Genomic DNA, 23,419 nt, shown 5'->3' on the forward strand with positions numbered 1-23,419 from the left:
GGGCCCGTAAGGGTCCGGAGCCTGGAGGCCGGCGGCGGTGCCTCAGTGCATCACCTCGTACAGCACCTGGCCGCCCGGCCCCGATGCCACCCGTCGCAACGCCCGGTCTCCCTGCGGCAGTCCGCCGTCGGCCGGGCGCTGCACGACCCACCGCACGCCGTACGTCCGCAGCACGCCCAGACGCTCGCTCCGCGACGAACCCGCCGTGAAGTACGTCCGCACCGCCGCCTCCCGCTTCGCCTCGTCCGGCAGGAAGAAGTCCGGATACCCCGGAGCCACGGTGTACGCCCCGTACGCCGGAATCTGCCGCGCGGGATACGTCGTCGCCATCACCACGTCCCCGTACCGCACCCACGGCGTGATCCAGTGGTACCCCACCCACGGCACCCGGTACTTCGCGGCGACCGGCGCGGGCAGGGCGCTGCGCCCCACCACGTATCCGACGGTCTGCACCTGTGTCCACGCGCCCACCCCGAGCGCGGCCGCCAGCACCCACGCCCCCGCGTTCCGCAGGGTGCCGCGCGCCGCGCCGGCCACCTCCACGGCTGCCGCGACCTGCGCCGGGATCAGCACCGCCGGCAGCGCCCGCCCCCAGGAGTAGTGCCCGGTCAGCCCGCCCGCCGCGAACATCAGCACGCCGAGCAGGAAGAACACCACCAGCGGATCCCGCAGGTCACGCCGGGCCCGCAGGGCGAGCGCCGCCACCCCGACCAGGACCAGGCAGAACCGGGCGAACAGATGCTGGTAGAGCGACCGGTGGATCGCCTCCAGGCCGCCCACCCGGAACAGCGCGAAGAAGTCGTAGTAGGGCCACAGCGCGAGGACCAGCACACCGAGCAGGATCCCGACGCCGAGCCGCAGCCACTCCCGGCGCCCGGCGCGCGCACCGACCACCGTCGCCAGCGCGCCCAGCGTCGCCACCACTCCGGTGAACTGGTGGCTGAGCAGTATCACCGCCCACAGGGCGCCGAGCCCGAGGAAGACGGCCCACCCCGCGGACCCGCCCTTCAGTGCCCGTGTCAGCAGCGCCCAGAAGTGGAAGGCGAGGCCCAGCGCCAGCACGCTGGGGTAGGCAACCGTCAGCGCCAGCGAGTTGAGCCCGAGCAGGCCGCTCCAGTTGAACACCTGGGTGCCCCACAGCAGCACCACGCACAGCAGGGCGAGCGGCGGCGCGAGACGGTGCGCGGTCAACGCCCGGACGTATCGCCACACGCCCGTCACCAGCAGCGTCAGTCCTATCAGCGCGCCGATGCGCAGCACGACCCAGACGGACAGCCCGGTGAGGCGGGCGAGCACACCGAGGAAGACGGTCCACGGGGAGTAGTACGGGCTCGGTGTGTTCTCGTCGACGAGGGGGTTGCCGGGGTCCAGCAGCCGGTGCCGCAGCCGCTCCACGGTCGCCGCGTGCATGCCGAGATCGCCGGCCCAGGGCAGCCGTTCGATCACCAGCAGCATCAGCACGACGAGAAGCGCCGCGGCCGCCCACAGTGCGACGCCCACGGCACCACGCGGCGTCCCGGCGGCCGCGAACGGCCCCCCGGGCCCCCTGAGTCGTCCCCCGGCCCCCTGCCCTCCGCCGGTGTTCTGCGCGGTGACGCTCATCGGGTGCCGTGGCCCTGCTTCGCCTCGTGCTGGAACACCCAGGTGCGGTACACCAGGAAGCGGAACGCCGACGCCAGCACGATCGACAGCGCCTTCGCCACGTTGGAGCCGAACGGCCCGTTCATGCCCAGGCCGTGGTAGCCGGCGTAGAACAGCACGCTCTCCATCACCACACCGATCCCGCTGAAGACGAAGAACAGCATGATCTGCTGCCGGGTGCGCGAGGCCCGGTCCCGGTAGGCGAAGAAGCGGAAGCCCAGGTAGTTGGTGCCCATGGCGATGACGCTGGCGAGCACGGTCGCCGTCATGGGGGCCCATGCCAGGCCGTGCAGAAGGGCGTTGAAGACGAGGAAATTGACCGCGACACCGCTGCCGCCGACGACCCCGAACTTGGCCGCCTCGAGCGCGAGCCGCCGGACCCGGACGAGCGCCGGGACGGGGGCGCTCACGGGCATGGGGACGGCGGGCTCGGCGACCGGGCGAGCGACCTGGGGCCGCTGCTCGGAGAGGTTCACAGTCACGGGTACGGGTCCTCCACGCTCGTCCGACGATCACGCCAAACCTAGTCCAAATGTCGTGTTTAGCGGGCGAGGGTAAAGTGACCGCCGGAATTCCCCTAGGTCTTGGCAAGAAAGCGGTACGTGACGGGCGGACGGGGAATGCTCCATCGATACGCCGACGGGGGCGCCCCCTCCAGGGAGCGCCCCCGCCCTCGTACCGGGACTAGCTGTGCGTCCGCAGCAGCGTCCGCATCGTGCGCATCGCGACCGAGAGGTTCGCGAGGTCGAACGAGTCCGAGTTGGCGATCTCGTCGAGGGTCGTCCGGGCCCGGGACAGGATCGCCCCGTTCTTCTCCCGCCACGCCTCGAACCGCTGCTCCGGCGTGGAGGCGCCGTTGCCCACGGCCAGGATCTCGGCCGTCAGACCCGCGTGGGCCGCGTAGAGGTCCTCGCGGATCGACGCCCGCGCCATCGACTGCCACCGGTCCGCACGCGGCAGTTCGATGATGCGGTCCATGAGCTGGGTGATGCCGAGGCGGTCGGCGAGGTCGTAGTAGACCTCGGCGACGTCCATCGGGTCCTTGCCGGTGCGGTCGGCCACCGAGACGATGTCGAGAGCCGGGAAGGCGGAGGAGAACCCGGCCACGCGCGTGGCGAGTTCGTCCGGGACGCCCGCACCCGTCAGCTCGTCGTAGATCTTCTCCCACCACTCCAGGTCCGCGCCGCGCAGCAGCTTGGGCAGCTCGCTCCAGACCTGCTCGACGCGGTCGCCGAAGAACGCGATGGTCTCGCCCAGCTGAAGCGGCTGCGGCCGGTTGTTCAGCAGCCAGCGCGTACCGCGCTCGACGAGCCGGCGGGAGTGCAGCCGGATACGGGTCTGGACGTCGGCGTCGACCTTGTTGTCGAGGGCCTCGACCGCGTCCCACACCGCACCGGAGTGGAAGATCGTACGGGACGCGGTCTGCGCCCTCACGATCTCCTCCAGCGAGGCGCCCGTCTCCTCGCGCAGACGGTGCAGGAAGCTCGTACCACCCGTGTTGACCGTGTCGTTGACCAGCAGGGTCGTCACGATCTCACGGCTCAGCGCGTGGCCGTCGATCTGCTCGGGGAACCGGTCGCGCAGCGCCGTCGGGAAGTAGGCGTGCAGCAGGCGGCGCAGATACGGGTCGTCGGGCAGCTGCGTCTCCAGCAGCTCCCGGGAGACCGTGATCTTGGTGTACGCCAGCAGAACGGCCGTCTCCGGACCGGTCAGGCCCTGACCGGCGTTGAGCCGCTCGCGGATCTGCCGGTCGGTGGGCAGGAACTCCAGCGCCCGGTCGAGGTGCCCCTCGCGCACCAGATGGCGCATGAACCGCTGCTGGGCGTGCAGCATGTCCTTCGACTGGAACAGGGCGTTGGCGATCGCCACGTTCTGCGCGTAGTTGTTGCGCAGCACCAGGCAGCCGACCTCGTCGGTCATCTCGGCGAGCAGCTGGTTGCGCTGCTTGACCGTCAGATCGCCGTTGGACACGACCGCGTTGAGCAGGATCTTGATGTTCACCTCGTGGTCGGAGGTGTCCACGCCCGCGCTGTTGTCGATGGCATCCGTGTTGATCTTGCCGCCGTGCTGGGCGAACTCGATCCGGCCGAGCTGGGTCAGACCCAGGTTGCCGCCCTCGCCGACGACCTTGACCCGAAGGTCCTTGCCGTCCACGCGGATGGCGTCGTTCGCCTTGTCGCCGACGTCCGCGTTCGACTCCGCCGAGGACTTCACATAGGTGCCGATGCCGCCGTTCCAGAGCAGGTCCACCGGCGACGCGAGGATCGCCTTCATCAGGTCGGCCGGGGTCATCTTGGTGACCGGGCCCTCGATGCCGAGCGCCTCGCGGATGTGCGCGTTGACCGGGATCGACTTCGCCGACCGCGGGAACACACCGCCGCCCGCCGACAGCAGTCCGGTGTCGTAGTCGGCCCACGACGAGCGCGGCAGCTCGAACAGGCGGCGGCGCTCCGCGTACGAGGTCGCCGCGTCCGGGTTCGGGTCGAGGAAGATGTGCCGGTGGTCGAACGCCGCGACCAGGCGGATGTGCTCGGACAGCAGCATGCCGTTGCCGAACACGTCACCGGACATGTCACCGATGCCCACCACGGTGAAGTCCTCGGTCTGGGTGTCGACGCCCAGCTCCCGGAAGTGCCGCTTCACGGACTCCCAGGCGCCGCGGGCGGTGATGCCCATCTTCTTGTGGTCGTAGCCCGCCGAGCCGCCGGAGGCGAAGGCGTCACCGAGCCAGAAGCCGTAGCTCTCGGCGACCTCGTTGGCGATGTCGGAGAACGTCGCCGTGCCCTTGTCGGCGGCCACCACGAGGTAGGTGTCGTCGGAGTCGTGCCGGACCACGTCCGCGGGCGGCACGACCTCGCCGGCCACCAGGTTGTCGGTGATGTCGAGCAGCGCCGAGATGAAGGTGCGGTAGCTGCGGATGCCCTCCGCGAGCCAGGCGTCGCGGTCCACCGCCGGATCCGGAAGCTGCTTGGCGACGAAGCCGCCCTTGGCACCCACCGGCACGATGACGGTGTTCTTCACCATCTGCGCCTTGACCAGGCCGAGGATCTCCGTGCGGAAGTCCTCACGCCGGTCGGACCAGCGCAGACCACCGCGCGCGACCTTGCCGAAGCGCAGGTGCACGCCCTCGACCTTCGGCGAGTACACCCAGATCTCGTACGCCGGGCGCGGCGCCGGCAGGTCCGGGATGGCCTGCGGGTCGAACTTCATCGAGACGTAGTCGTGCGGCTTGCCGGCGCGCGACTCCTGGAAGAAGTTGGTGCGCAGGGTGGCCTTGATCAGGGTGAGGAAGGAGCGCAGGATACGGTCCTCGTCCAGCGAGGCGACCTGGTCCAGGGCGGCGTCCAGCTCCTCCAGCAGGGCGTCGGTCAGCTCCAGGCCCGCCCGCTGCCGCTCCGGCGACATCCGCGCCTCGAACAGCGAGACCAGCAGCCGGGTGGTGTGGACATTGTTGCGGAGGGTGTCCTCCATGTAGTCCTGGCTGAAGGTGGAACCGGCCTGGCGCAGGTACTTGGCGTAGGCGCGCAGCACCATCGCCTGCCGCCAGGTGAGCCCGGCGCTCAGCACCAGGGCGTTGAAGCCGTCGTTCTCGGCCTGCCCGGTCCAGGTGGCGGTGAAGGCGTCCTGGAACCGCTCGCGGGCGTCGTCGCCGAGGTAGTCGCCGTTGCCGGTGAGCGACTTGGGCAGGCGCAGACCGAAGTCGTAGATCCACGCGTTCGTACGGTCCGCGCAGCGCAGCTCGTAGGGGCGCTCGTCGATGACCTCGACGCCGAGCCGCTGGAGCACCGGCAGCACCGCGGACAGGGAGACCGACTCACCCCTGCGGTAGATCTTGAAGCGGCGCTCGCCGGGGCCGACACCGACCGGCTCGTAAAGGCTGAGCGCGAAGTCCCGGCCGCCCTCCTCGGTGCTGAGCTGCTCGAGGTGGACCAGGTCGGCGACCGCGGCGCGCGGGGTGTGGTCGGCCTTGTAGCCCTCGGGGAAGGCGTTGGTGTAGCGGCGCTGAAGCTCGGCGGCGCGCTCCTCGCCGAGTTCGGCGTTCAGCGCCTCGTTGAAGGAGTCGGTCCAGGAGCGGGCGGCCTCCACCAGCCGCGCCTCGATGCGCTCCTTGTCGGCGTCGGACAGCTGCGGCAGCTCGGTGCCCTGCGGGACACGCACGACGAAGTGCAGCCGGGAGAGGATCGACTCGGTGTTCCAGGCCGTGAAGTCGACGCTGGTACCGCCGAGCTCCTCCTTGAGGATGTCGATGATCCGCAGTCGCACGCCCGTGGTGTAGCGGTCGCGCGGCAGGTAGACGAGGGCCGAGTAGTAGCGTCCGTACTCGTCCTGGCGCAGGTAGAGCCGCAGCCGGCGGCGCTCCTGGAGGTAGAGGACGGAGGTGACGATGGAGCGCAGCTCGTCGGCCGGGGTCTGGAACAGCTCGTCGCGCGGGTAGGTCTCCAGGATCTGGAGCAGGTCGCGACCGCCGTGGCTGTTGGGGGAGAATCCGGCGCCCCTGAGGACCTCGTCGACCTTGCGCCGGATGACGGGCACGCGACGCACCGACTCGGTGTAGGCGGCGGACGAGAACAGGCCGAGGAACCGGCGTTCGCCGATGACGTTGCCGTTTCCGTCGAACTTCTTCACGCCGACGTAGTCGAGGTACGACGGCCGGTGCACGGTCGCGCGGCTGTTGGCCTTGGTGAGGACCAGCAGCTTGTGCTCGCGGGCCTTGGCGCGGGCGTCGGCGGGCAGCCGTTCGAAGGACGGGCTGACCGGGTGGCTCTCGCCACCCGCGTGGTGCGGGTCCGATCGCAGTATGCCGAGTCCGGTGCCGGGCACGGCGGCCAGCGCGTCGTCCTCCCGCAGCTCGTACTCGCGGTAGCCGAGGAAGGTGAAGTGGTCGGCGGCCAGCCAGCGCAGCAGCTCGCCGGCCTCCTCGAGCTCGGCCTCGGGCAGATCCCCGGGCAGCGATTCCTTCGGGAGCCCCTCGGCGACGCGCAGCGCGCACTCGCGCATCTTCTCCCAGTCCTCGACGGCCTCACGGACGTCGGACAGGACGCGCAGCAGGTCGGCGGTGATCTGCTTCAGGTCGGAGCGGTCGGTCTCCCGGTCGATCTCGACGTGGATCCAGGACTCGACGTGAGCGTCGTGCGGCAGTTCGCCGCCGGGCGCCTCGGGGAGCACCTCGAGCAGCTTGCCGGTCAGGTCGCGGCGGACGACGAACTGCGGGTGGACGACGGCGTGGATTCCGCGGCCCTGCCGTGACAGCTCGTTGGTCACGGAGTCGACCAGGAAGGGCATGTCGTCGGTCACGACCTCCACGACGGAGTGGCTGCACGTCCAGCCGTTCTCCTCGACGGTGGGGGTGTGGACCCGCACGTTGGCCGTGCCCTGGGGACGTGTTTCGGCCAGTCTGTAGTGCGAGAACGCGGCTCCCAGGACGTCGACCGGGTCGCGGTCGGCCAGGTCCTCCGGGGCGGTGTGCAGGTAGTAGCGCTGGAGGAACGCGAGCACGGTGTCCCGGTCCGGGGTTCCCGCGCCCGTCGTCCCAGTCGGTAGGTGCCCCCCGACCGGGCTGTTCTCAGCTACCCGGGCGGCCCTCTCGAGCAGCTCGGCCTTGGCTTCGTCCAGCTTGGTCTGCATTGTCCTCTGGCTCCTGTCGCGCGCCGTTGCGTGACGTAGAAGGAAGTACGGTCTCTTCTCCGGCGTAACGCCGCGACGCGGGGTGTCCGGTCTGGTTCGACGCTATGCCGCATGGAGAGATGGGTGGGGGGTTATCGGCCAACTCCGACGCCCTCGGCGACTGTGACGCTGCTCTCGGCGCGCTTCGCGCCCCTCGCGTCCCCGGCGCCCCGGTTGCCGTACCGGGCGCCTGCGGCGCCCTGTCCGACCGGCCCCGCCTGCGAAGACCAGCGACCGCCGCCCGGTCACGGATGTCGTCCGTGCTCACCGGGCGCAAGGCAGGGACGACGACGTCCCCGCGAGGTATCGCGCTGATCACGCCACCAGGCTATCGCTCCCCACGGGGGGCACGTCATGAGCCGTATGTGTACAAAAGAGGGGGTCGAAGTTTGACGTTCTGCACAGGGGCCAGGGAGGCACTGCCGTGCAGGGCCTTCGGTGCGAGCATGGCGGTACGAACCGTACGGGCCCCCTTGGCAGCGTCCCCGGCTTGAGGCACGTTGCCGGAAGGCACCCGACGGGGCCGCCCGCACGACCGAGGGGAGCACGGCGGACATGACGCAGAAGATCCTGATCGTCACCGGGGACGCGGCGGAATCGCTGGAGGTCCTGTACCCCTACCAGCGCCTGCGCGAGGAGGGCTACGAGGTCCACATCGCGGCACCCACCCGGAAGACCCTCCGCTTCGTCGTCCACGACTTCGAACCCGGCTTCGACACCTACACCGAGAAACCGGGCTACACCTGGCCCGCCGACCTGGCCTTCTCCGATGTCGACCCCGGTGACTACGTCGCCCTCGTCCTGCCTGGCGGGCGCGCCCCGGAGTACCTCCGCAACGATGCCGAGCTCCGCAAGATCGTGAAGGCGTTCTTCGACACCGACAAGCCGGTCGCCCAGATCTGCCACGGCCCCCTCCTGACCGCCGCGGTGGACGCCCTGCGCGGACGTCGCGTCACCGCGTATCCGGCCCTGGAGCTGGACATGCAGGCGGCCGGCGCGACCTTCCAGGACACCGAGGCGGTCGTCGACGGCACCCTCGTCTCGTCCCGCGCCTGGCCGGACCACCCCGGCTGGATGCGTGAGTTCCTGACGGTACTGCGGGCGAAGGCACCGGCGACCTGAGCCGCCTCGCGGGGGTGCGGTACGGGGGGAGCGGTGCCTGGGCGGAGCGTGCGTGCGGGTGCGGCGCCTGCGGGCGCCGCGTCCGTTCACGCCGCCAGGCGCTCGGCCTCCGCGACCGCCTCCTCCAGTGTGTCGACGACCGGCACCCCGGCCCCCTCCAGGCTGGCGCGGCCGTGCGAGCCCCCCGTGTACAGAACGGCCCGCGCTCCGACGTGCAGGGCGGCGACCGCGTCGTCGGCGGCGTCCCCGATCACCACCGTGCGCGAGGGATCGACGCCGTCGAGGGCCCGTATATGGCGGACCATGTGTTCGGCCTTGCTGCCCCCGGAGGGACCGGTCCGCCCCTCCACCCGCACGAAGTGCCCCTCGATCCCGAATCCCCGGACGAGCGGCACGAGTTCCTCGTGGACGTACATGCTCAGGAGGGACTGGCTGCGGCCCGCCGACCGCCAGCCCGCGAGCAGCTCCACCGCGCCTTCGGTGAGCCCGCACCGGATCCGGTGCTCCGCGTAGTAGCGGTGGAAGATCTCGTCCATGACCTCCCACTCGGTGTCGGCGGGCAGCCGTCCCATCAGCCGCTCGTAGAACTTCGGCACCGGCACGCAGTACAGCGTCCGGTACTTCTCCAGCGTGATGGGCTCCAGGCCCAGCTCCGCGAACGCCGCGTTCGTCGCCCCGATGATCGCCTCATTGTCGTGGAACAGCGTCCCGTTCCAGTCCCACACAATGTGCGCGCTTTTGTACGTCCCCATGCCGGAAAACGTACCCGGTACCACCGACACTCACCGGTGCCGCGACCACGAGGAGAGGGATCCCCCAGGTCAGCGGCCCGGCCCCAGGAGATTCGGGATTTCCTGCGTCGCGTACCAGAGCAGTTCGTGGTCCTCGGCCCCGTCCACGACGAACTGCGCGTCGTCGTCCCCGTCCTCCGCCGCCGGAAGCACCCGGGCCGCCTCGGTCACGTCCGCCTCCGCGTCGGCCGCGTCGACGTGCACGGCGGCCGCCTTGGCCAGCGGCACGGTTCCCGCGATCCGCACCTCGCCGAGCGCGGCCGGGTCGAGGCCGCGGTCCGGGTCGGCCGCGGCCGCGCCGTCCGGCACGTCGACCGCGACGACCACCCGCCGCCGTGGCGCCCCCGGGTCCGCCGCCAGCAGCCGCAGGGAGGCCAGCGAGGCCCGGCTGAGCGCCGCGTACTCCAGCTCCTCGATGTCGTCGGAGAGGTACCACTCCCGCAGGGCGGGGGTGACGGCGTATGCGACGACCGGCCCGGCGCCCAGCTCGCCCGTCTTGTACGCCTCGGCGAGACCGGAGAGGGTCAGGGGGACGTAGACGCGCATTGACGAGCCGCTTTCGTAGTCGGTCAGGGACGCCGGGCGACCCCGCAGGGCCCCCGCGGAGATCGTTCCGCTCCTCCGGCGGTCACCCCAGGATACGTGCGGGCGTCCCCCTTCGGGCCCCGTCGGCACCGTTCCCCGCCGTCAACCAGGGCGCTTGCCGGTCACCCGTTCCTCCCGGCCGTGCCGAGGGCCGCCGCCTCGCCGCCCACCCTGATAGGTGAACCCTCCGGCCGTCTCCGCCCGGCGCCGGCTTCCCTGCGCGCCCGGTCCGCCGCGTACAGGATTCCCATCGAGAAGTTACCGACCGGTATCCGCCGGTCCCGCGAAACGGGGATCCCGCATGAACAAGGTGATGACCAGGAACAGCACACACCCCCGGGCGAAGGCCCGGCCGGACGGACGCCCGCCGGTCCGCCACGACAGCCGCCGCCCCGGCGGCACTCCTCGCCGCACGGCCCCCGGCGAGGGCACGACCCGCGGTACGGCACCGGGCGACCGCCCACCCGCCAAGGCACCGGGCCACCGCACACCGGCCCTCGCACCGGGTCAGGACACGCCGGAGACCGCACCGCCCCGCGCTCCGGGCCGGACGGCGACGGTCCCCCAGCCCCGCCCGACCGACCTCTTCGCCGACCGCCTCCTGTCCGTGCTGAGCGGTCAGCGCCCGGTGCACAGCATGCTCCGCCACACCGTCGGCCGGGCCTACGACGAGCTGGCCCGGCTCGCCGAACGCGGCCCGCTGCGCACCCGCGGCACCCGTCCCGTCGTCCGCGACATCGGCTACTACGTCCCGCGCCCGGGGGCCATCGAGGCCTTCGCCCGGATCGGCGCGGGCGACCAGCTGCGCGCCATGGCGTTCCGTCTGGAGTGCGGCTCCGACCACCGCTGGCGCTGCACCGCGGTGGAACTGGGCGGGCCCCGGTCGCAACGGGCGGACGACGACTGAGCGCCATGACACGAGGGGCCGGGCACCCTGGTCGGGTGCCCGGCCCCTCATCCGGCCCTGCCGCCGGACGACGACGCTCCTGGCGCTACAGCCGCGTCACTTCTTGCGGCGGCGTCCGCCCTTCGCCTGCTTGCGGCGCTCAGCACGCGTGAGGCCGTCGGCCTCCGAGCGCACCGGCTCGCCGTCGTCGCTGGCGAAGTCGCCCTCGATGATGCCGCCCTCGCCGTCCACGGTCGGGGCGGAGAAGTGCAGCCGCTCGCGGCGCTGCGGGGCGTCCAGGCCCTTGGCGCGGATCTCCGGGCGGGCCGCCTGGGCCGCCACGGCCTCTTCCTTCTCCAGGGAGGGCTTGGCCTCCTCGACGGGGACCTCCTCGACCTGCTGCTCCACCTGGACCTCCAGGTTGAACAGATAGCCGACGGACTCCTCCTTGATGCCCTCCATCATGGCGGTGAACATGTCGAAGCCCTCGCGCTGGTACTCGACCAGCGGGTCCTTCTGCGCCATCGCCCGCAGGCCGATGCCCTCCTGGAGGTAGTCCATCTCGTAGAGGTGCTCGCGCCACTTGCGGTCCAGGACCGACAGCACGACGCGGCGCTCCAGCTCACGCATGATCTCGGAGCCGAGCTGCGCCTCGCGCTGCTCGTACTGCTCGTAGATGTCGTCCTTGATGGACTCGGCGATGAACTCGGCGGTCAGCCCGGCACGGTCGCCCGCGGCCTCCTCCAGCTCCTCGATGGTGACCTTCACCGGGTAGAGCTGCTTGAAGGCGCCCCACAGCCGGTCCAGGTCCCAGTCCTCGGGGAAGCCCTCGGAGGTCTCGGCGTGGACGTAGGCGTCGATCGTGTCGTTCATGAAGTGCCGGATCTGCTCGTGCAGGTCCTCGCCCTCCAGGACGCGGCGCCGCTCGCCGTAGATGACCTCACGCTGCCGGTTGAGGACCTCGTCGTACTTGAGGACGTTCTTCCGGGTCTCGAAGTTCTGCGTCTCGACCTGCGACTGGGCGGACGCGATCGCGCGCGTGACCATCTTGTTCTCGATCGGCACGTCGTCGGGGACGTTCGCCATCGACATGACGCGCTCGACCATCTGGGCCTTGAACAGGCGCATCAGGTCGTCACCCAGGGAGAGGTAGAAACGCGACTCGCCGGGGTCGCCCTGACGGCCGCTACGACCGCGCAGCTGGTTGTCGATACGGCGGGACTCGTGGCGCTCGGTGCCCAGCACATACAGGCCGCCGAGGCCCTCGACCTCGTCCTTCTCCGCCTTGACCGCCTGCTCGGCCCGCTCCAGGGCGGCGGGCAGGGCGTGCGCCCACTCCTCGATGTGCTCCTCGGGGTCGAGCCCGCGCTGGCGCAGCTCGGCCTCGGCGAGGTCCTCGGGGTTGCCGCCGAGCTTGATGTCCGTACCACGGCCGGCCATGTTGGTGGCCACGGTCACGGCGCCCCTGCGACCCGCCTGGGCGACGATCGCCGCCTCGCGCTCGTGGTGCTTGGCGTTCAGCACCTCGTGCTGGATACCGCGCTTGCTGAGCTGCTGCGAGAGGTACTCGGACTTCTCGACCGAGGTGGTGCCGACCAGGATCGGCTGGCCCTTCTCGTGCTTCTCGGCGATGTCGTCGACGACCGCCTCGAACTTCGCGACCTCGGTGCGGTAGATCAGGTCCGACTGGTCCATGCGGACCATCGGCCTGTTGGTCGGGATGGGGACCACGCCGAGCTTGTAGATCTGGTGGAACTCGGCGGCCTCGGTCATCGCCGTACCGGTCATGCCGGACAGCTTCTTGTAGAGGCGGAAGAAGTTCTGCAGGGTGATCGTGGCGAGGGTCTGGTTCTCGTCCTTGATGTCCACCCCTTCCTTCGCCTCGATCGCCTGGTGCATGCCCTCGTTGTAGCGGCGGCCCGCGAGGATACGGCCGGTGTGCTCGTCGACGATCATGACCTCGCCGTCGATGACGACGTAGTCCTTGTCGCGCTTGAAGAGCTCCTTGGCCTTGATGGCGTTGTTCAGGTAGCCCACCAGCGGGGTGTTCACCGACTCGTAGAGGTTGTCGATGCCCAGCCAGTCCTCGACCTTGCTGACGCCGGACTCGTGGATGGCGACCGTGCGCTTCTTCTCGTCGACGTCGTAGTCGCCGGTCTCCTCGATGCCCTTCATCGGGTTGCCCGCCTCACCGCGCTTCAGGCGCGTGACCAGCTTGGCGAAGTCGCCGTACCACTTGGTGGCCTGGTCGGCCGGGCCGGAGATGATCAGCGGCGTACGGGCCTCGTCGATGAGGATGGAGTCGACCTCGTCGACGATGGCGAAATTGTGGCCGCGCTGCACCAGCTCGTCCTTCGACCACGCCATGTTGTCGCGCAGGTAGTCGAAGCCGAACTCGTTGTTCGTGCCGTAGGTGATGTCGCACGCGTACTGCTCGCGGCGCTGGGCCGGGGTCATGTTCCCAAGGATGCAGCCGACGCTGAGACCCAGGAACTTGTGGACGCGGCCCATCATCTCGGAGTCGCGCTCGGCCAGGTAGTCGTTGACCGTGACGATGTGGACGCCGTCTCCGGAGATGGCGTTGAGATAAGCGGGCAGCGTGCCGACCAGGGTCTTGCCCTCACCGGTCTTCATCTCGGCGACATAGCCGAGGTGGAGCGCGGCGCCACCCATCAGCTGCACGTCGTAGTGCCGCTGGCCGAGGGCGCGCTTGGCGGCCTCGCGGACGGTGGCGAACGCCTCGGGCAGCAGGTCGTCGAGGCTCTCACCGTCGGCGTACCGCTGCTTGTACTCGTCGGTGAGGGCCCTCAGCTCGGCGTCGGAGAGGTTGATGAAGTCCTCTTCGATGGAGTTGACCTGGTCCGCGATGCGGTGCAGCTTGCGCAGGATCTTGCCTTCGCCTGCACGCATGATCTTCGAGAGGACGGACACGGGGGTTTGTCTCCTTGCCGGTCGGGCCTGGGACGGTCGGTTACTTATGACAGCTTGAGCAACGGCCATCGTAAGCGAGGACCCCGCCGCGCCGGGAGGTCTGTCGCCGACAGCCACTAGGACAACGGACGGGCGCGACGGAAGGTGCCGCGTCCGTGCCACGAAAAGTAACCGGCCTCTCACCCGGTGGCGGAGGAGGAGAGACGACGGCGTGGCGGCGGTGACAGCCGTCCCACCGGGCGCGGCGGCGGCCGCGACCGTGGTCCGCCGGAGGGCGAGCATACGACGGCGGAGCCCGGCCGGGGCACGAAATGTCGTGGCGGCGGGGCGGGGAGCCGAGCAGAATCGGGCGATGGACCCCGTCACCCTGACCACCGAACGCCTGCTGCTGCGTCCCGTGGGCCCGCAGGACACCGACGCGGTGTTCGCGGCCGCCCAGGACCCCGAGATCCAGCGCTGGACCACGATTCCGTCGCCGTATCTGCGCGAGCACGCGGAGGTGTTCGTCGGGCAGATGGCGCCCGACGGCTGGGCCGACGCCTCGATGTTCACATTCGGTGTGTTCCTGCCCTCCGGGGAGCTGGTGAGCATGCTGAGCCTGACGATGCGCTCCCTGGGCGTCGCCGAGGTGGGCTTCTGGACGGCGAAGGAACACCGGGGCAACGGCTACATCGTGGAGGCGACCCTCGCGGCGGCCCGCTGGGCCTTCACGCACCTGTCGATCGACCGCCTGGAGTGGCGTGCCGAGGTCGGCAACGCGGGATCGCGCGCGGTCGCGGAACGCGCGGGCTTCGTCGTCGAGGGCGTCCTGCGCGCCGCGGTCAACAACAAGGGGGTCCGCCGGGACTGCTGGGTGGGCTCGCTCCTGCCGTCCGACCTGGGCCTGCCGTCGGCGGCGCCCTATCTGCCGGCACCGTCCCGGCCGGTATAGCCGGCTGCGGTGGCCGGCCCGGCGCACCGCGTGCCGTGCCGGACGTCACAGTCGCCCGCCGTGCCGTGTGCCGGGACACGGGGGCCGCCCGGCGTTGTCAGTGGCGCACCCTACGGTGTGACCATGCCGAGTCTGCCGCGTCCCGCCGCCGAACTGACCGCCGACGAAGCCCGCCGCATCGCCCTGCGGGCCCAGGGCTTCCTCGGGGCCCCCGACCGAAAGGCCGGCGTCCGCGGGGTTCTGCGCCACCTCGGCGCGGTCCAGCTCGACACCATCTCGGTCCTCGCCCGCTCCCACGAACTCATTCCGTACGCCCGCCTGGGCGCGATAGGCCGCAAGGCGGTGGACGCGGCGTACTGGACGTCGTCGCCCGCCGGCCAGGCCGCGTCCCCCCACGCCTTCGAGTACTGGTCCCATGCCGCCTGCATCCTCCCGATCGAGGAGTGGCCCCACTTCGCCTTCCGTCGCCGTGCCTACCGCTCCCGCCCGCACTGGAACCACGAGCTCCCGGACGGCGCCTACGACCAGGTGATCAAGCAGCTGCGCGCCGAGGGCCCGCTGACGGCCACGGACCTGGGCGGTGCGAAGCGGACCAGCGAGTGGTGGGACTGGTCCGGCACGAAGGTCGCGGTGGAGCGCGCCCTGATGTACGGCGAGGTGGTGTGTGTCGAGCGCCGCGGCTGGAAGCGTGTGTACGACCTCGCCGAGCGCGCCGTCCCGCCGGCTCTGCTCCACGACGAGCTGGACGACTCCGAGTGCCTGCGTCGTCTGGTGCGCCTCGCCGGTCAGTCCCTCGGCGTCGGCACACGCGCGGACATAGCGGACTACCACCGCCTCAAGGGCGAGCAGGTCGATGCGGTGATCGCGGACTCGGGCCTGGTCCCGGTGACGGTCGAGGGCTGGGGCAGACCGGCGTGGGCGGATCCGGCGGCGCTCGCGGCCCCGCCGCGCGGCCGCCACCGTACGACGCTGCTGTCGCCCTTCGACTCCCTGGTCTGGGAGCGGGCCCGCACGGAGCGGATCTTCGGCTTCACCCACCGCCTGGAGGCCTACGTCCCCAAGCCGAAGCGCGTCTACGGCTACTTCGCGATGCCGGTGCTCGCCGGCGGCCGGCTGGTCGGCCGTGTGGACCCGGCGCGCGAGGGCGGGACACTGGTCGCGAAGCAGGTCACGCTGGAGGACTCCCGGGCGGTCCCGGCGGTGGCCCAGGCCCTGCTGGAGGCGGCGTCCTGGGTGGAGTGCACGAACGTACGCGTGGAGCGGGTGGACGCCCCGGCCCTGCGTGAGGCGCTGATCGGGGAGCTGGCGCGAACCCTGGACTGACACGGCAGCTCGCCGCGGGCGCGCCTCTCGGACCAGCGGATCGTGCCCCCGGACTAGCGGATCTCGAGGATCTTCTCCCGCATCGCGTAGACCACGGCCTCCATCCTGGAGTGCAGTTGCAGCTTCTCCAGGATGTTGCGCACATGGTTCTTCACGGTGTTCTCGGAAATGAACAGTTCCTTGGCGATGTCCCGGTTGTTCATTCCGGTGGCGACGAGCTTGAGGACCTCCAGTTCGCGGTCGGTGAGCCGCGGGGCCGGGACCAGCCGGCGCTCGTCGGTCCGCTGGATCATCGACTTGAACTCGGTGAGGAGTTTCGATGCCATGGAGGGGCTGATCTGCGACTGTCCGTCGGCGACCGCGCGAATGGCCGTGGCCACCTCGTCCGTGGAGATCTCCTTGAGGAGGTAGCCGGTCGCGCCCGCCTTGATCGCGTCGTAGAGATCGGCCTCTTCGTCGCTGATCGTCAGCATGATGATCTTGGCGCTGGGTGCCACCTCCTTGATGGAGGTGCAGGCCTCGATCCCGCCCCGCTTGGGCATCCGCACGTCCATCAGCACGATGTCGGGCAGCAGATCGGCCGCCTTGTCGACCGCCTCCGCACCGTCTCCCGCCTCGCCGACGACCTGGATGTCCTCTTCGGCGGCCAGCACGATCTCCAGTCCGCGGCGGAAGAGCGCGTGGTCGTCCACGACGAGGACGCGGATGGGCTCGTCGCCCGCACAGCCCGCCTCCGGGCCCATGCCGGCGACGCCGTCGTCGGCATCCTCGTCCTGCATCGGTCCGAAGCTGTCCGCCATCGTTCCTCCCCCTGAAGGCTGTGGCCTGTGGTCCGGGGCCATCGCCAACCCAAGGCAACGGCCCACCGATTGGGCCGTTGCGGCCATGATTCCATGCCCGGGCCACCACCAGGTGACAGTGCGCGGCGAGAAATGGCCGCACACCGATGCCCCCGGGGGCGCACAGGCTCCCCCAGGGGCACACCGGTACAGCCGTCACCCGGCGGGTCAGCCGCCGAGCGCTCCGCCTGCCGTCACCGACTGCGCCTGAGCCACCATCTGGTCGGTGCTCAGGTGGATCACGCCGTAGTCATAGGCGTGCCGGCGGTAGACGACACTGGGTTGCTTCGTCTCGGAGTCGACGAACAGATAGAAGTCGTGCCCCACCAGCTCCATCTCGTAGAGGGCCTGGTCGAGCGACATCGGCGACGCGACATGTGTCTTCTCGCGGACGACGAGGGGGCCTTCACCCTTCACCTCGAGCGATCCGATCTTCTTGGTCGGCACCTCCGGCTCCTCGTGCACGAGGAGGCCGTTGCCGTTGAGGATCGCGGCACCCGGGACGTGGTCGGGCACCTCGGCTGCCGTGAGCCTGCGGACCCCGCGGCGAGTGTGGCGCTTGTCGTGCTCCTTGCGCAGTCGCGCCTCGAGTTTCTCCGCCGCCAGGTCGAGTGCCGCGTAAGGATCGCTGGCCGCTGCTTCCGCCCGAATCACCGGACCGCGGGAGCGGAGGGTGATCTCCACTCGATCGGAACGGTCGGCCTGTCGGGGGTTGGGCTCCTTGGACACCTCGACGTCGAGGCTGATCACCTTGGCATCCAGCTTCTGGATCTTGTCCAGCTTCAGCTTCTCGGCCACGTGCTTCCGGAACCGCTCGGGCACCTCGGTCTTGCGGCCCTTGACGACGATGTCCACGCAGAACTCCGTTCCCGGATCGCTCCGCATTCCCGGCGGAGCATCTCCCTTGTGCACCAGGCTCCGGTGAGCTCCGGAGCCACGGACTCGGTGACTTCCACCTCCTCCTCCCCCGTGGGCGAGATCTCCATCCCACCGCTGCGGGTGATTACAGAAAGCCCGCAGCACGGCATTCGGATAAGTGAGGGATGGCCTGCGCCTTTCTCTCACAACCGAACATATCTCGCCCGGCCGGATGTCGTCACCCTCTACTGCGGCGTACCTCCGTTCCGGTGAATTGACCTGCTCATTACCTGCAACGACGTAAGTTGCCAGTCAGTTCCGGTTGATTTCGAAGGAACCCGGCGACACGGCGATCACGGCCGCGCGGATCCCTTCCTCGACGCCGAGAGCAGCGGGCATTCCCGGGAACAACCGGCTTCGGGACGCCACTGCCATCGTCTCCACTGTTCTTCGTTCCCCCCTTGCTTCCCCTGCCGCGCGCGCATACACCTCCGTGTCCCTCCTTCGAGGGTGCCCCACCGCCGCCCGTACCGCGCGCGCCGCCTCCGCCAGCGAGGCTCCCGTCGTCATCAGGTCGTCGACGAGGACCACCGGACCGTCGGCCAGCAGCCGCGCGCCCCCTTCGGCCACCTCCAGCGCTCCTGCCAGGTTGTCCAGCCGCTGCCGGGCGTCGAGCCCCGACTGGTCGGCCACCGCCCGCCGCTGCCGCAGCACGGCCACCACCCGGGCCACCGTCCCCGTCCGGCGCAGCTCCCCCGCGGCCGCGAGCGCGATCCGCCGCGTGGGATCGTGCCCCCTCGCCCGCACGGCCCGACGCGCGGAGGGCACGGGCACCAGCAGCACAGGCGGCCGACCGCCTTCCCGCACCGCGCCTTCGGCCTGCCGGCGAACGACGGCACGGGACCCGGCCTCGCCCAGCCCCGCCCGTACGGCTCCGGCCAGCGCCGTACCCAGCGGTCTCGCGAGGGTCAGGACGCCCCGCTCCTTGTGGGCCAGGAGCATGGCGCGCACCGCGCCCGCGTAGGGAGCCGCCGCATGCACCGAGGGCAGCCCCGCCGGCTCCGGGACCGGACGCACCCGCCGCGGTGCGGTCCCGTGAAGGGCCGCTCGGCACTCCGGGCAGAGCACCGTGCGCGGCCTCCCGCAGCCTCCGCACTCGGCCGGCAGCACCAGATCGGTGAGGTCGTGCCACCACCCCCGCATGACCACCACTGTGGCAAGGCCGAAGGCGGCCCGCCAGGCCTGTGGAAAACTCCACCTCCCCGCCGGGCCCCGGCACGCCGGGGACGGCTCACCCCGGATAGACCGGAGCCGTCCCCGCCTTCACGACCTTCTGCCACTGCGCCCCGGACGACAGCCGTACGATCCCGTCCTCCGAGTACGCCACCAGCGGCAGCCGCTCGTCCTCCGACGCCGCGATCTGCTTCACCCCGGTCGGCGAGGGCGGCGCGTTGCCCGCCGGCATGGAGCCGTCGACCTGCACGTAGCGCATCTGCTGCACCCCGCCCGACTCGCGTCCCACCACCACGAGCCGGCTGTCCCCGGCCCACGACATGGCCGTGACCTCCTCCAACTGGGGAGTGACGGAACGCAGTGCGGAGATCGACACGGCGGGCCGCCCATCGGCCCCGGTCTCCCGGTCGATGCGACCGATCTGCAGGGACGTCTTGCCGTCCTTCTCCACGATGAGCGCGATCCGCACACCGTCGGCCGCCACCCGCACCGCCTCGATGCGCCCGTCGAGGTCCGGTGTGCGCACCTCGATCGGCTGGCCGGCGCCCTGCTCCAGCATCACCAGCCGGGGGTTCTTCGGGTCGCGGTCGGCCACCCACAGGTCGCCCGCGCCGTCCCAGCTCGGGGTCGTCAGCCGGTCGTTCTCGGACAGGCCCCGGCTGGTCAGCACCGTGTTCCCCAGCGGGGCACCCGCCACCAGCGGCACGACGTACAGACTCTGCCCGTCGAACGAGACCCCGGCCGCCCTGTCCTCGTCACGCGCCACGGCGGCCGCACGCAGCTTCCTGTTCCCCTCACCCAGAGCCCCCGGCACCGGGGTGAACTGATTGGAGCCACTGCCGCCCAGGCGGACCAGCCGCTGCTTGCCGTCGACGAAGTACTCGTACTCGGGCCGCCTGGCCGTGCCGTGGGAGGCGATGATCTCGGCCCGGCTCTCGTTGAGCTCGCACAGCTTCCTGCCGTCGGAGCGCCGCAGCTCGACCTGGGTCACGCCGGTCGGTGTCAGGTCCTGCAGCGTGAACAGCAGCTGCGCCGCCATCCGCGAGCACTGCGTCCGCCCGACCCGGTCGGCCTTGTCGTTGAGCGGCACCGTCAGCTTGTTCTGGTCGTCGGGCGACAGCGAGGTGACACCCTTCCCGAGCGCGATCCCCGAGGGGAAGCTCGAGGTCGCCACGGGGTCCAGCCAGCGTGTGGGGCCCTTCAGCAGCGCCCGGACCGTCGAGGTGACGGCGTCGACCTTGCTGCGCACATACACGGGGTCGGCGACGGTCCTCAGCTGTCCGCCCTCCGCGGCGGGCACGTTCGAGGCGTAGTAGTACTTGTTGACCGACACATAGTTGCGCTGGAAGTCGGACCGGCCCATGATCACGCCCTGCGGCAGCGAGTCGATGCGCCACTGGTCGGTCTTCTTGTCCAGCGTGAGGTGCACCGTCCTGCCGTACGTGCCCGAGACCGGCGTGTACGCGTGCTGGCCGTCCACGACGGCGAACTTGCTGCCCGTCAGCGTGTATGAGTAGTCGTCGGCCGCCTCCCGGCTCCTGTGCTGAGGCACCGGGTTCGGTCCGTCGGACAGCACGGTGGTGGACAGGTCCGGGCGCCATCTGCGCGACGCCCCGGCGGTCAGATACTTGCGGGCCGTCTCGTACTGCGGGTCGTCACTGGTCAGCGCCTCCAGGAAGCCCTGCACTATCTCCTCGGGCCCGGAGTTCTCGCGCGGCGGCATCGCGAACACGCGGACCTGGGGGTCCTGCCGGGGCGTCGACTCGACCCCGCGCAGATCCCCGCTGTCCGGCATCGAGGCGCACCCGGCCAGCAGCACGGCACCACAGCCGACGAACACGCCGGTGCGCGGCACACGCCGCCGTCCGCCCCCCACAGCGCCCACGGATTGCCTCCCCTTGCTCACTTCACTCGTGCGGCCCGTCGCCCCGCGACGGGTCCTGTGTGCTGTCCTCCCGGTGCCGCACGGCACCGGTGGGCCGCGGCACCACCCGCGCGCCGTTGCCCGGCAGCGCGGTCGGGTCGGCCGTGGGCGTCACGGCTGCCATTCTCGGCGCGATCGGGGCCCGCTCGCCCGTCGCCTGTGCGGGAACCGTGGCGAGCTTGCCCGAGCCGCCCTGGGGCAGCCCGGCGTCGTTCAGCCCGCGGTTGCGCCGCGAGTCCATGGGCTCCAGGGGTATCGGGGAGCCCCGCAGCGGCTCGTCCGCGGTCCGCGGCAGCGTCAGCCGGAACTGCGAACCGCCTCCCGGCTCGCCCCACGCCTGGAGCCAGCCTCCGTGCAGCCGGGCGTCCTCCAGGGCGATGGACAGCCCCAGGCCCGTACCGCCGGTGGTACGCGCGCGTGCCGGGTCCGCCCGCCAGAACCGGCTGAACACCCGGGTCGCCTCGCCCGGCTTGAGCCCCACGCCGTAGTCCCGCACCGCGATCGCCACCGCGCCACCCGCCGCGGCGAGCTTGACGACGACGTCCTTGCCCTCACCGTGCTCGACCGCGTTGACGACGAGGTTGCGCAGCACCCGCTCCACACGCCGGGCATCGGCCTCCGCGACAACGGGCTGCTGGTCGCCGACGACGCGTATCTGCGTCCCCTTGCGCTCGGCAAGCGGCTCGGCTCCGCTCACCACCCGCCGCACGACCTCGCGCAGGTCGATCGGCTCGGCCTCCAGAGCCGCCGCGCCCGCGTCGAAACGGCTGATCTCCAACAGGTCCGCGAGCAGCGACTCGAAACGGTCCAGCTGGTCGGCGAGCAGCTCGGCGGACCGCGCGGTCACCGGGTCGAAGTCGACGCGGGCCTCATGGATGACGTCGGCCGCCATCCGCACGGTCGTCAGCGGCGTACGCAGCTCGTGCGACACGTCCGACACGAACCGCCGCTGCATCCTCGACAGATCCTCCAGCTGCTGGATCTTCAACTGGAGGTTCTGCGCCATCTTGTTGAAGGCCTCGCCCAGGCGTGCGATGTCGTCCTCGCCGGTGACCTTCATACGTTCCTGCAGATGCCCGGCGGACAGCCGCTCGGCGATGCCCGCCGCCATCCGTACGGGGGTGACGACCTGGCGCACCACCAGCCAGGCGATGGCCCCGAGGAGCACGACGACGAACAGCCCCGCGGTCGCCAGCGTCCCCTTGACCAGGCTGAGCGACTTCTCCTCCTGGGTGAGCGGGAAGAGGTAGTACAGCTGGTAGGGGTGCCCGTTCGGGTCGTTGATCTGCTTGCCGATGATGAGCGCCGGCTGCGGATCGCGGTCGCTGTCGGTGTAGACGATGCGGGTGTAGCTCTGCGCCACGCCCATGCCGGCACCGACGCGCCGGCGCAGGGCCTCCGGCACGCTCAGGTTGGGGTCCACATCACCCGACGCGCGGGGCCCGAAGCCACGGTTGTCGCCGCTGTCCACGACGGTGGTACTGAGCGTGACCACGTCGAAGGCGCCCTGGCCGCCACTGGACAGCGACTCGACGAGGTCGCTCATCCACCCGCTGACGTTCTGCACCGGGTTGTTGCCCGTGCCCGCGTTGTCGTCGCCGCCGCTCGCGCTGGCCGCGCTGTCCGCCTTCTGCCCGGCGACCGTGAAGCCGCCGACGGCCTGGCTCTGGGACGCCTTCACCTTGGCGTCCAGCAGACCGTTGCGCACCTGCCCGATGACGACGAAGCCCAGCAGCAGCACGACGCCCAGGGACATCAGCAGCGTCGTCACGACGATCTTTAGCTGGATGTTGCGCCGCCACAGCCGCATCACCGGCAGCAGCGGACGGCGCACCCAGCGCATGACGAGCCGGAGGACCGGGCTGCCCTGGACTCCGCCCTGGAGCAACCCGCCCTCGAAGAACCGTTCCCACCCGGAGCCCGCCGTGCGCCGTCCGACAGGCCGCTCCGGGCGGGCCACCGGGCGACCGGGGGCCGAAGCGGCACTGTCCCCCGGCACGTCAGCTCGGTCCGGCCTTGTAACCGACGCCACGGACGGTCACCACGATTTCCGGCCTTTCCGGATCCTTCTCGACCTTGGAGCGCAGCCGCTGGACGTGCACGTTGACGAGACGGGTGTCCGCCGCGTGGCGATAGCCCCAGACCTGCTCGAGCAGGACCTCACGGGTGAACACCTGCCACGGCTTGCGCGCCAGCGCCACCAGCAGATCGAACTCCAGGGGCGTCAGCGCGATCGACTGACCGTCCCGCTTCACCGAGTGACCGGCCACGTCGATGACCAGGTCGCCGATGGCGAGCTGCTCCGGCGCCGGCTCCTCGGACCTGCGCAGCCGCGCCCGGATCCGGGCCACCAGCTCCTTCGGCTTGAACGGCTTGACGATGTAGTCGTCCGCACCCGACTCGAGGCCGACCACCACGTCCACGGTGTCGCTCTTGGCGGTGAGCATCACGATCGGCACGCCGGACTCCGCCCTGATCAGGCGGCACACCTCGATGCCGTCCCGACCGGGCAGCATCAGGTCGAGCAGCACCAGGTCGGGCCTGGTCTCGCGGAAAGCGGCCAGCGCCTTGTCGCCGTCAGCTACGAAAGACGGCTCAAAACCTTCACCACGCAGCACGATGCCGAGCATCTCGGCCAGTGCGGTGTCGTCGTCGACGACAAGGACTCGTCCCTTCATGGACCACATCATC

At 70.6% G+C, this 23,419-nt stretch carries 16 protein-coding genes; 4 read left to right on the top strand and 12 right to left on the bottom strand.

Annotated features, from left to right (window positions below):
• Positions 1–42 precede the first annotated feature (42 nt).
• From ABZ876_RS23065 to ABZ876_RS23075, 3 genes are all read right to left on the bottom strand, one after another.
• Complete coding sequence (locus tag ABZ876_RS23065; RefSeq protein ID WP_361784276.1) at positions 43–1,455, bottom strand: hypothetical protein; 1,413 nt, start codon at positions 1,453–1,455, stop codon at positions 43–45.
• A gap of 143 nt (positions 1,456–1,598) precedes the next feature.
• On the bottom strand, positions 1,599–2,123 hold the full coding sequence (locus ABZ876_RS23070; RefSeq protein WP_361784190.1) for a GtrA family protein: 525 nt from the start codon (positions 2,121–2,123) through the stop codon (positions 1,599–1,601).
• A 202-nt stretch (positions 2,124–2,325) separates the two neighbouring features.
• Positions 2,326–7,266 (bottom strand): NAD-glutamate dehydrogenase, encoded by a 4,941-nt coding sequence (locus ABZ876_RS23075; protein WP_361784193.1) that lies wholly within the window; start codon positions 7,264–7,266, stop codon positions 2,326–2,328.
• Positions 7,267–7,860: 594 nt separating this feature from the next.
• On the opposite strand from ABZ876_RS23075, the gene ABZ876_RS23080 reads away from it, so the two are divergent.
• Complete coding sequence (locus ABZ876_RS23080) at positions 7,861–8,427, top strand: DJ-1/PfpI family protein (protein WP_361784196.1); 567 nt, start codon at positions 7,861–7,863, stop codon at positions 8,425–8,427.
• A gap of 86 nt (positions 8,428–8,513) precedes the next feature.
• Here ABZ876_RS23080 and ABZ876_RS23085 read toward each other — a convergent pair whose 3' ends face one another.
• Both ABZ876_RS23085 and ABZ876_RS23090 read right to left on the bottom strand, forming a co-directional pair.
• On the bottom strand, positions 8,514–9,179 hold the full coding sequence (locus tag ABZ876_RS23085) for an HAD family hydrolase (RefSeq protein ID WP_361784199.1): 666 nt from the start codon (positions 9,177–9,179) through the stop codon (positions 8,514–8,516).
• Between the two features lie 69 nt (positions 9,180–9,248).
• The gene (locus ABZ876_RS23090; RefSeq protein WP_361784202.1) at positions 9,249–9,764 is read right to left on the bottom strand and encodes a hypothetical protein; all 516 of its coding nucleotides are present in this window, start codon (positions 9,762–9,764) and stop codon (positions 9,249–9,251) included.
• 340 nt (positions 9,765–10,104) lie between these two features.
• Here ABZ876_RS23090 and ABZ876_RS23095 point away from each other — a divergent pair, with 340 nt between their 5' ends.
• Positions 10,105–10,710, top strand: coding sequence for an Rv3235 family protein (locus tag ABZ876_RS23095; protein ID WP_361784205.1), 606 nt, complete (start codon positions 10,105–10,107; stop codon positions 10,708–10,710).
• A 96-nt stretch (positions 10,711–10,806) separates the two neighbouring features.
• On the opposite strand, the gene secA is transcribed toward ABZ876_RS23095, so the two are convergent.
• Positions 10,807–13,620, bottom strand: a complete 2,814-nt coding sequence (gene secA / locus ABZ876_RS23100; RefSeq protein ID WP_361784208.1) for a preprotein translocase subunit SecA — start codon at positions 13,618–13,620, stop codon at positions 10,807–10,809.
• Between the two features lie 352 nt (positions 13,621–13,972).
• Between secA and ABZ876_RS23105 the strand changes: the two genes are divergently transcribed.
• Together ABZ876_RS23105 and ABZ876_RS23110 are read left to right on the top strand one after the other, a co-directional pair.
• Entirely contained in the window at positions 13,973–14,551 is a 579-nt protein-coding gene (locus tag ABZ876_RS23105) for a GNAT family N-acetyltransferase (protein ID WP_361784211.1), read from the top strand.
• A 123-nt stretch (positions 14,552–14,674) separates the two neighbouring features.
• Positions 14,675–15,874 (top strand): crosslink repair DNA glycosylase YcaQ family protein, encoded by a 1,200-nt coding sequence (locus tag ABZ876_RS23110; protein WP_361784214.1) that lies wholly within the window; start codon positions 14,675–14,677, stop codon positions 15,872–15,874.
• Between the two features lie 53 nt (positions 15,875–15,927).
• On the opposite strand, the gene ABZ876_RS23115 is transcribed toward ABZ876_RS23110, so the two are convergent.
• The 6 genes from ABZ876_RS23115 to mtrA form a co-directional block, all read right to left on the bottom strand.
• On the bottom strand, positions 15,928–16,674 hold the full coding sequence (locus tag ABZ876_RS23115) for a response regulator transcription factor (RefSeq protein ID WP_361784217.1): 747 nt from the start codon (positions 16,672–16,674) through the stop codon (positions 15,928–15,930).
• A 207-nt stretch (positions 16,675–16,881) separates the two neighbouring features.
• On the bottom strand, positions 16,882–17,598 hold the full coding sequence (raiA, locus tag ABZ876_RS23120; RefSeq protein WP_361784220.1) for a ribosome-associated translation inhibitor RaiA: 717 nt from the start codon (positions 17,596–17,598) through the stop codon (positions 16,882–16,884).
• Between the two features lie 285 nt (positions 17,599–17,883).
• Positions 17,884–18,774 (bottom strand): ComF family protein, encoded by an 891-nt coding sequence (locus ABZ876_RS23125; RefSeq protein ID WP_361784223.1) that lies wholly within the window; start codon positions 18,772–18,774, stop codon positions 17,884–17,886.
• 88 nt (positions 18,775–18,862) lie between these two features.
• Positions 18,863–20,689 carry an LpqB family beta-propeller domain-containing protein gene (locus ABZ876_RS23130; RefSeq protein WP_361784226.1) on the bottom strand — a complete coding sequence of 609 codons (1,827 nt, stop codon included), beginning with the start codon at positions 20,687–20,689 and terminating at the stop codon, positions 18,863–18,865.
• A gap of 22 nt (positions 20,690–20,711) precedes the next feature.
• Positions 20,712–22,727, bottom strand: coding sequence for an MtrAB system histidine kinase MtrB (gene mtrB / locus ABZ876_RS23135; protein WP_361784229.1), 2,016 nt, complete (start codon positions 22,725–22,727; stop codon positions 20,712–20,714).
• A gap of 1 nt (position 22,728) precedes the next feature.
• Complete coding sequence (gene mtrA, locus ABZ876_RS23140; RefSeq protein WP_361784232.1) at positions 22,729–23,418, bottom strand: two-component system response regulator MtrA; 690 nt, start codon at positions 23,416–23,418, stop codon at positions 22,729–22,731.
• Position 23,419 lies beyond the last annotated feature (1 nt).

This window comes from Streptomyces sp. NPDC046931, assembly GCF_040644655.1.
Classification (GTDB): domain Bacteria; phylum Actinomycetota; class Actinomycetes; order Streptomycetales; family Streptomycetaceae; genus Streptomyces.

Coding starts and splice junctions, on each gene's coding strand:
- ABZ876_RS23095 (WP_361784205.1), top strand. CDS start 10,105: ATGAACAAGGTGATGACCAGGAACAGCACACACCCCCGGGCGAAGGCC.
- raiA (WP_361784220.1), bottom strand. CDS start 17,598: ATGCGGAGCGATCCGGGAACGGAGTTCTGCGTGGACATCGTCGTCAAG.
- ABZ876_RS23105 (WP_361784211.1), top strand. CDS start 13,973: ATGGACCCCGTCACCCTGACCACCGAACGCCTGCTGCTGCGTCCCGTG.
- ABZ876_RS23110 (WP_361784214.1), top strand. CDS start 14,675: ATGCCGAGTCTGCCGCGTCCCGCCGCCGAACTGACCGCCGACGAAGCC.
- ABZ876_RS23125 (WP_361784223.1), bottom strand. CDS start 18,774: ATGCGGGGGTGGTGGCACGACCTCACCGATCTGGTGCTGCCGGCCGAG.
- ABZ876_RS23085 (WP_361784199.1), bottom strand. CDS start 9,179: ATGGGGACGTACAAAAGCGCGCACATTGTGTGGGACTGGAACGGGACG.
- ABZ876_RS23075 (WP_361784193.1), bottom strand. CDS start 7,266: ATGCAGACCAAGCTGGACGAAGCCAAGGCCGAGCTGCTCGAGAGGGCC.
- ABZ876_RS23115 (WP_361784217.1), bottom strand. CDS start 16,674: ATGGCGGACAGCTTCGGACCGATGCAGGACGAGGATGCCGACGACGGC.
- ABZ876_RS23065 (WP_361784276.1), bottom strand. CDS start 1,455: ATGCTGCTGGTGATCGAACGGCTGCCCTGGGCCGGCGATCTCGGCATG.
- ABZ876_RS23080 (WP_361784196.1), top strand. CDS start 7,861: ATGACGCAGAAGATCCTGATCGTCACCGGGGACGCGGCGGAATCGCTG.
- mtrA (WP_361784232.1), bottom strand. CDS start 23,418: ATGATGTGGTCCATGAAGGGACGAGTCCTTGTCGTCGACGACGACACC.
- ABZ876_RS23090 (WP_361784202.1), bottom strand. CDS start 9,764: ATGCGCGTCTACGTCCCCCTGACCCTCTCCGGTCTCGCCGAGGCGTAC.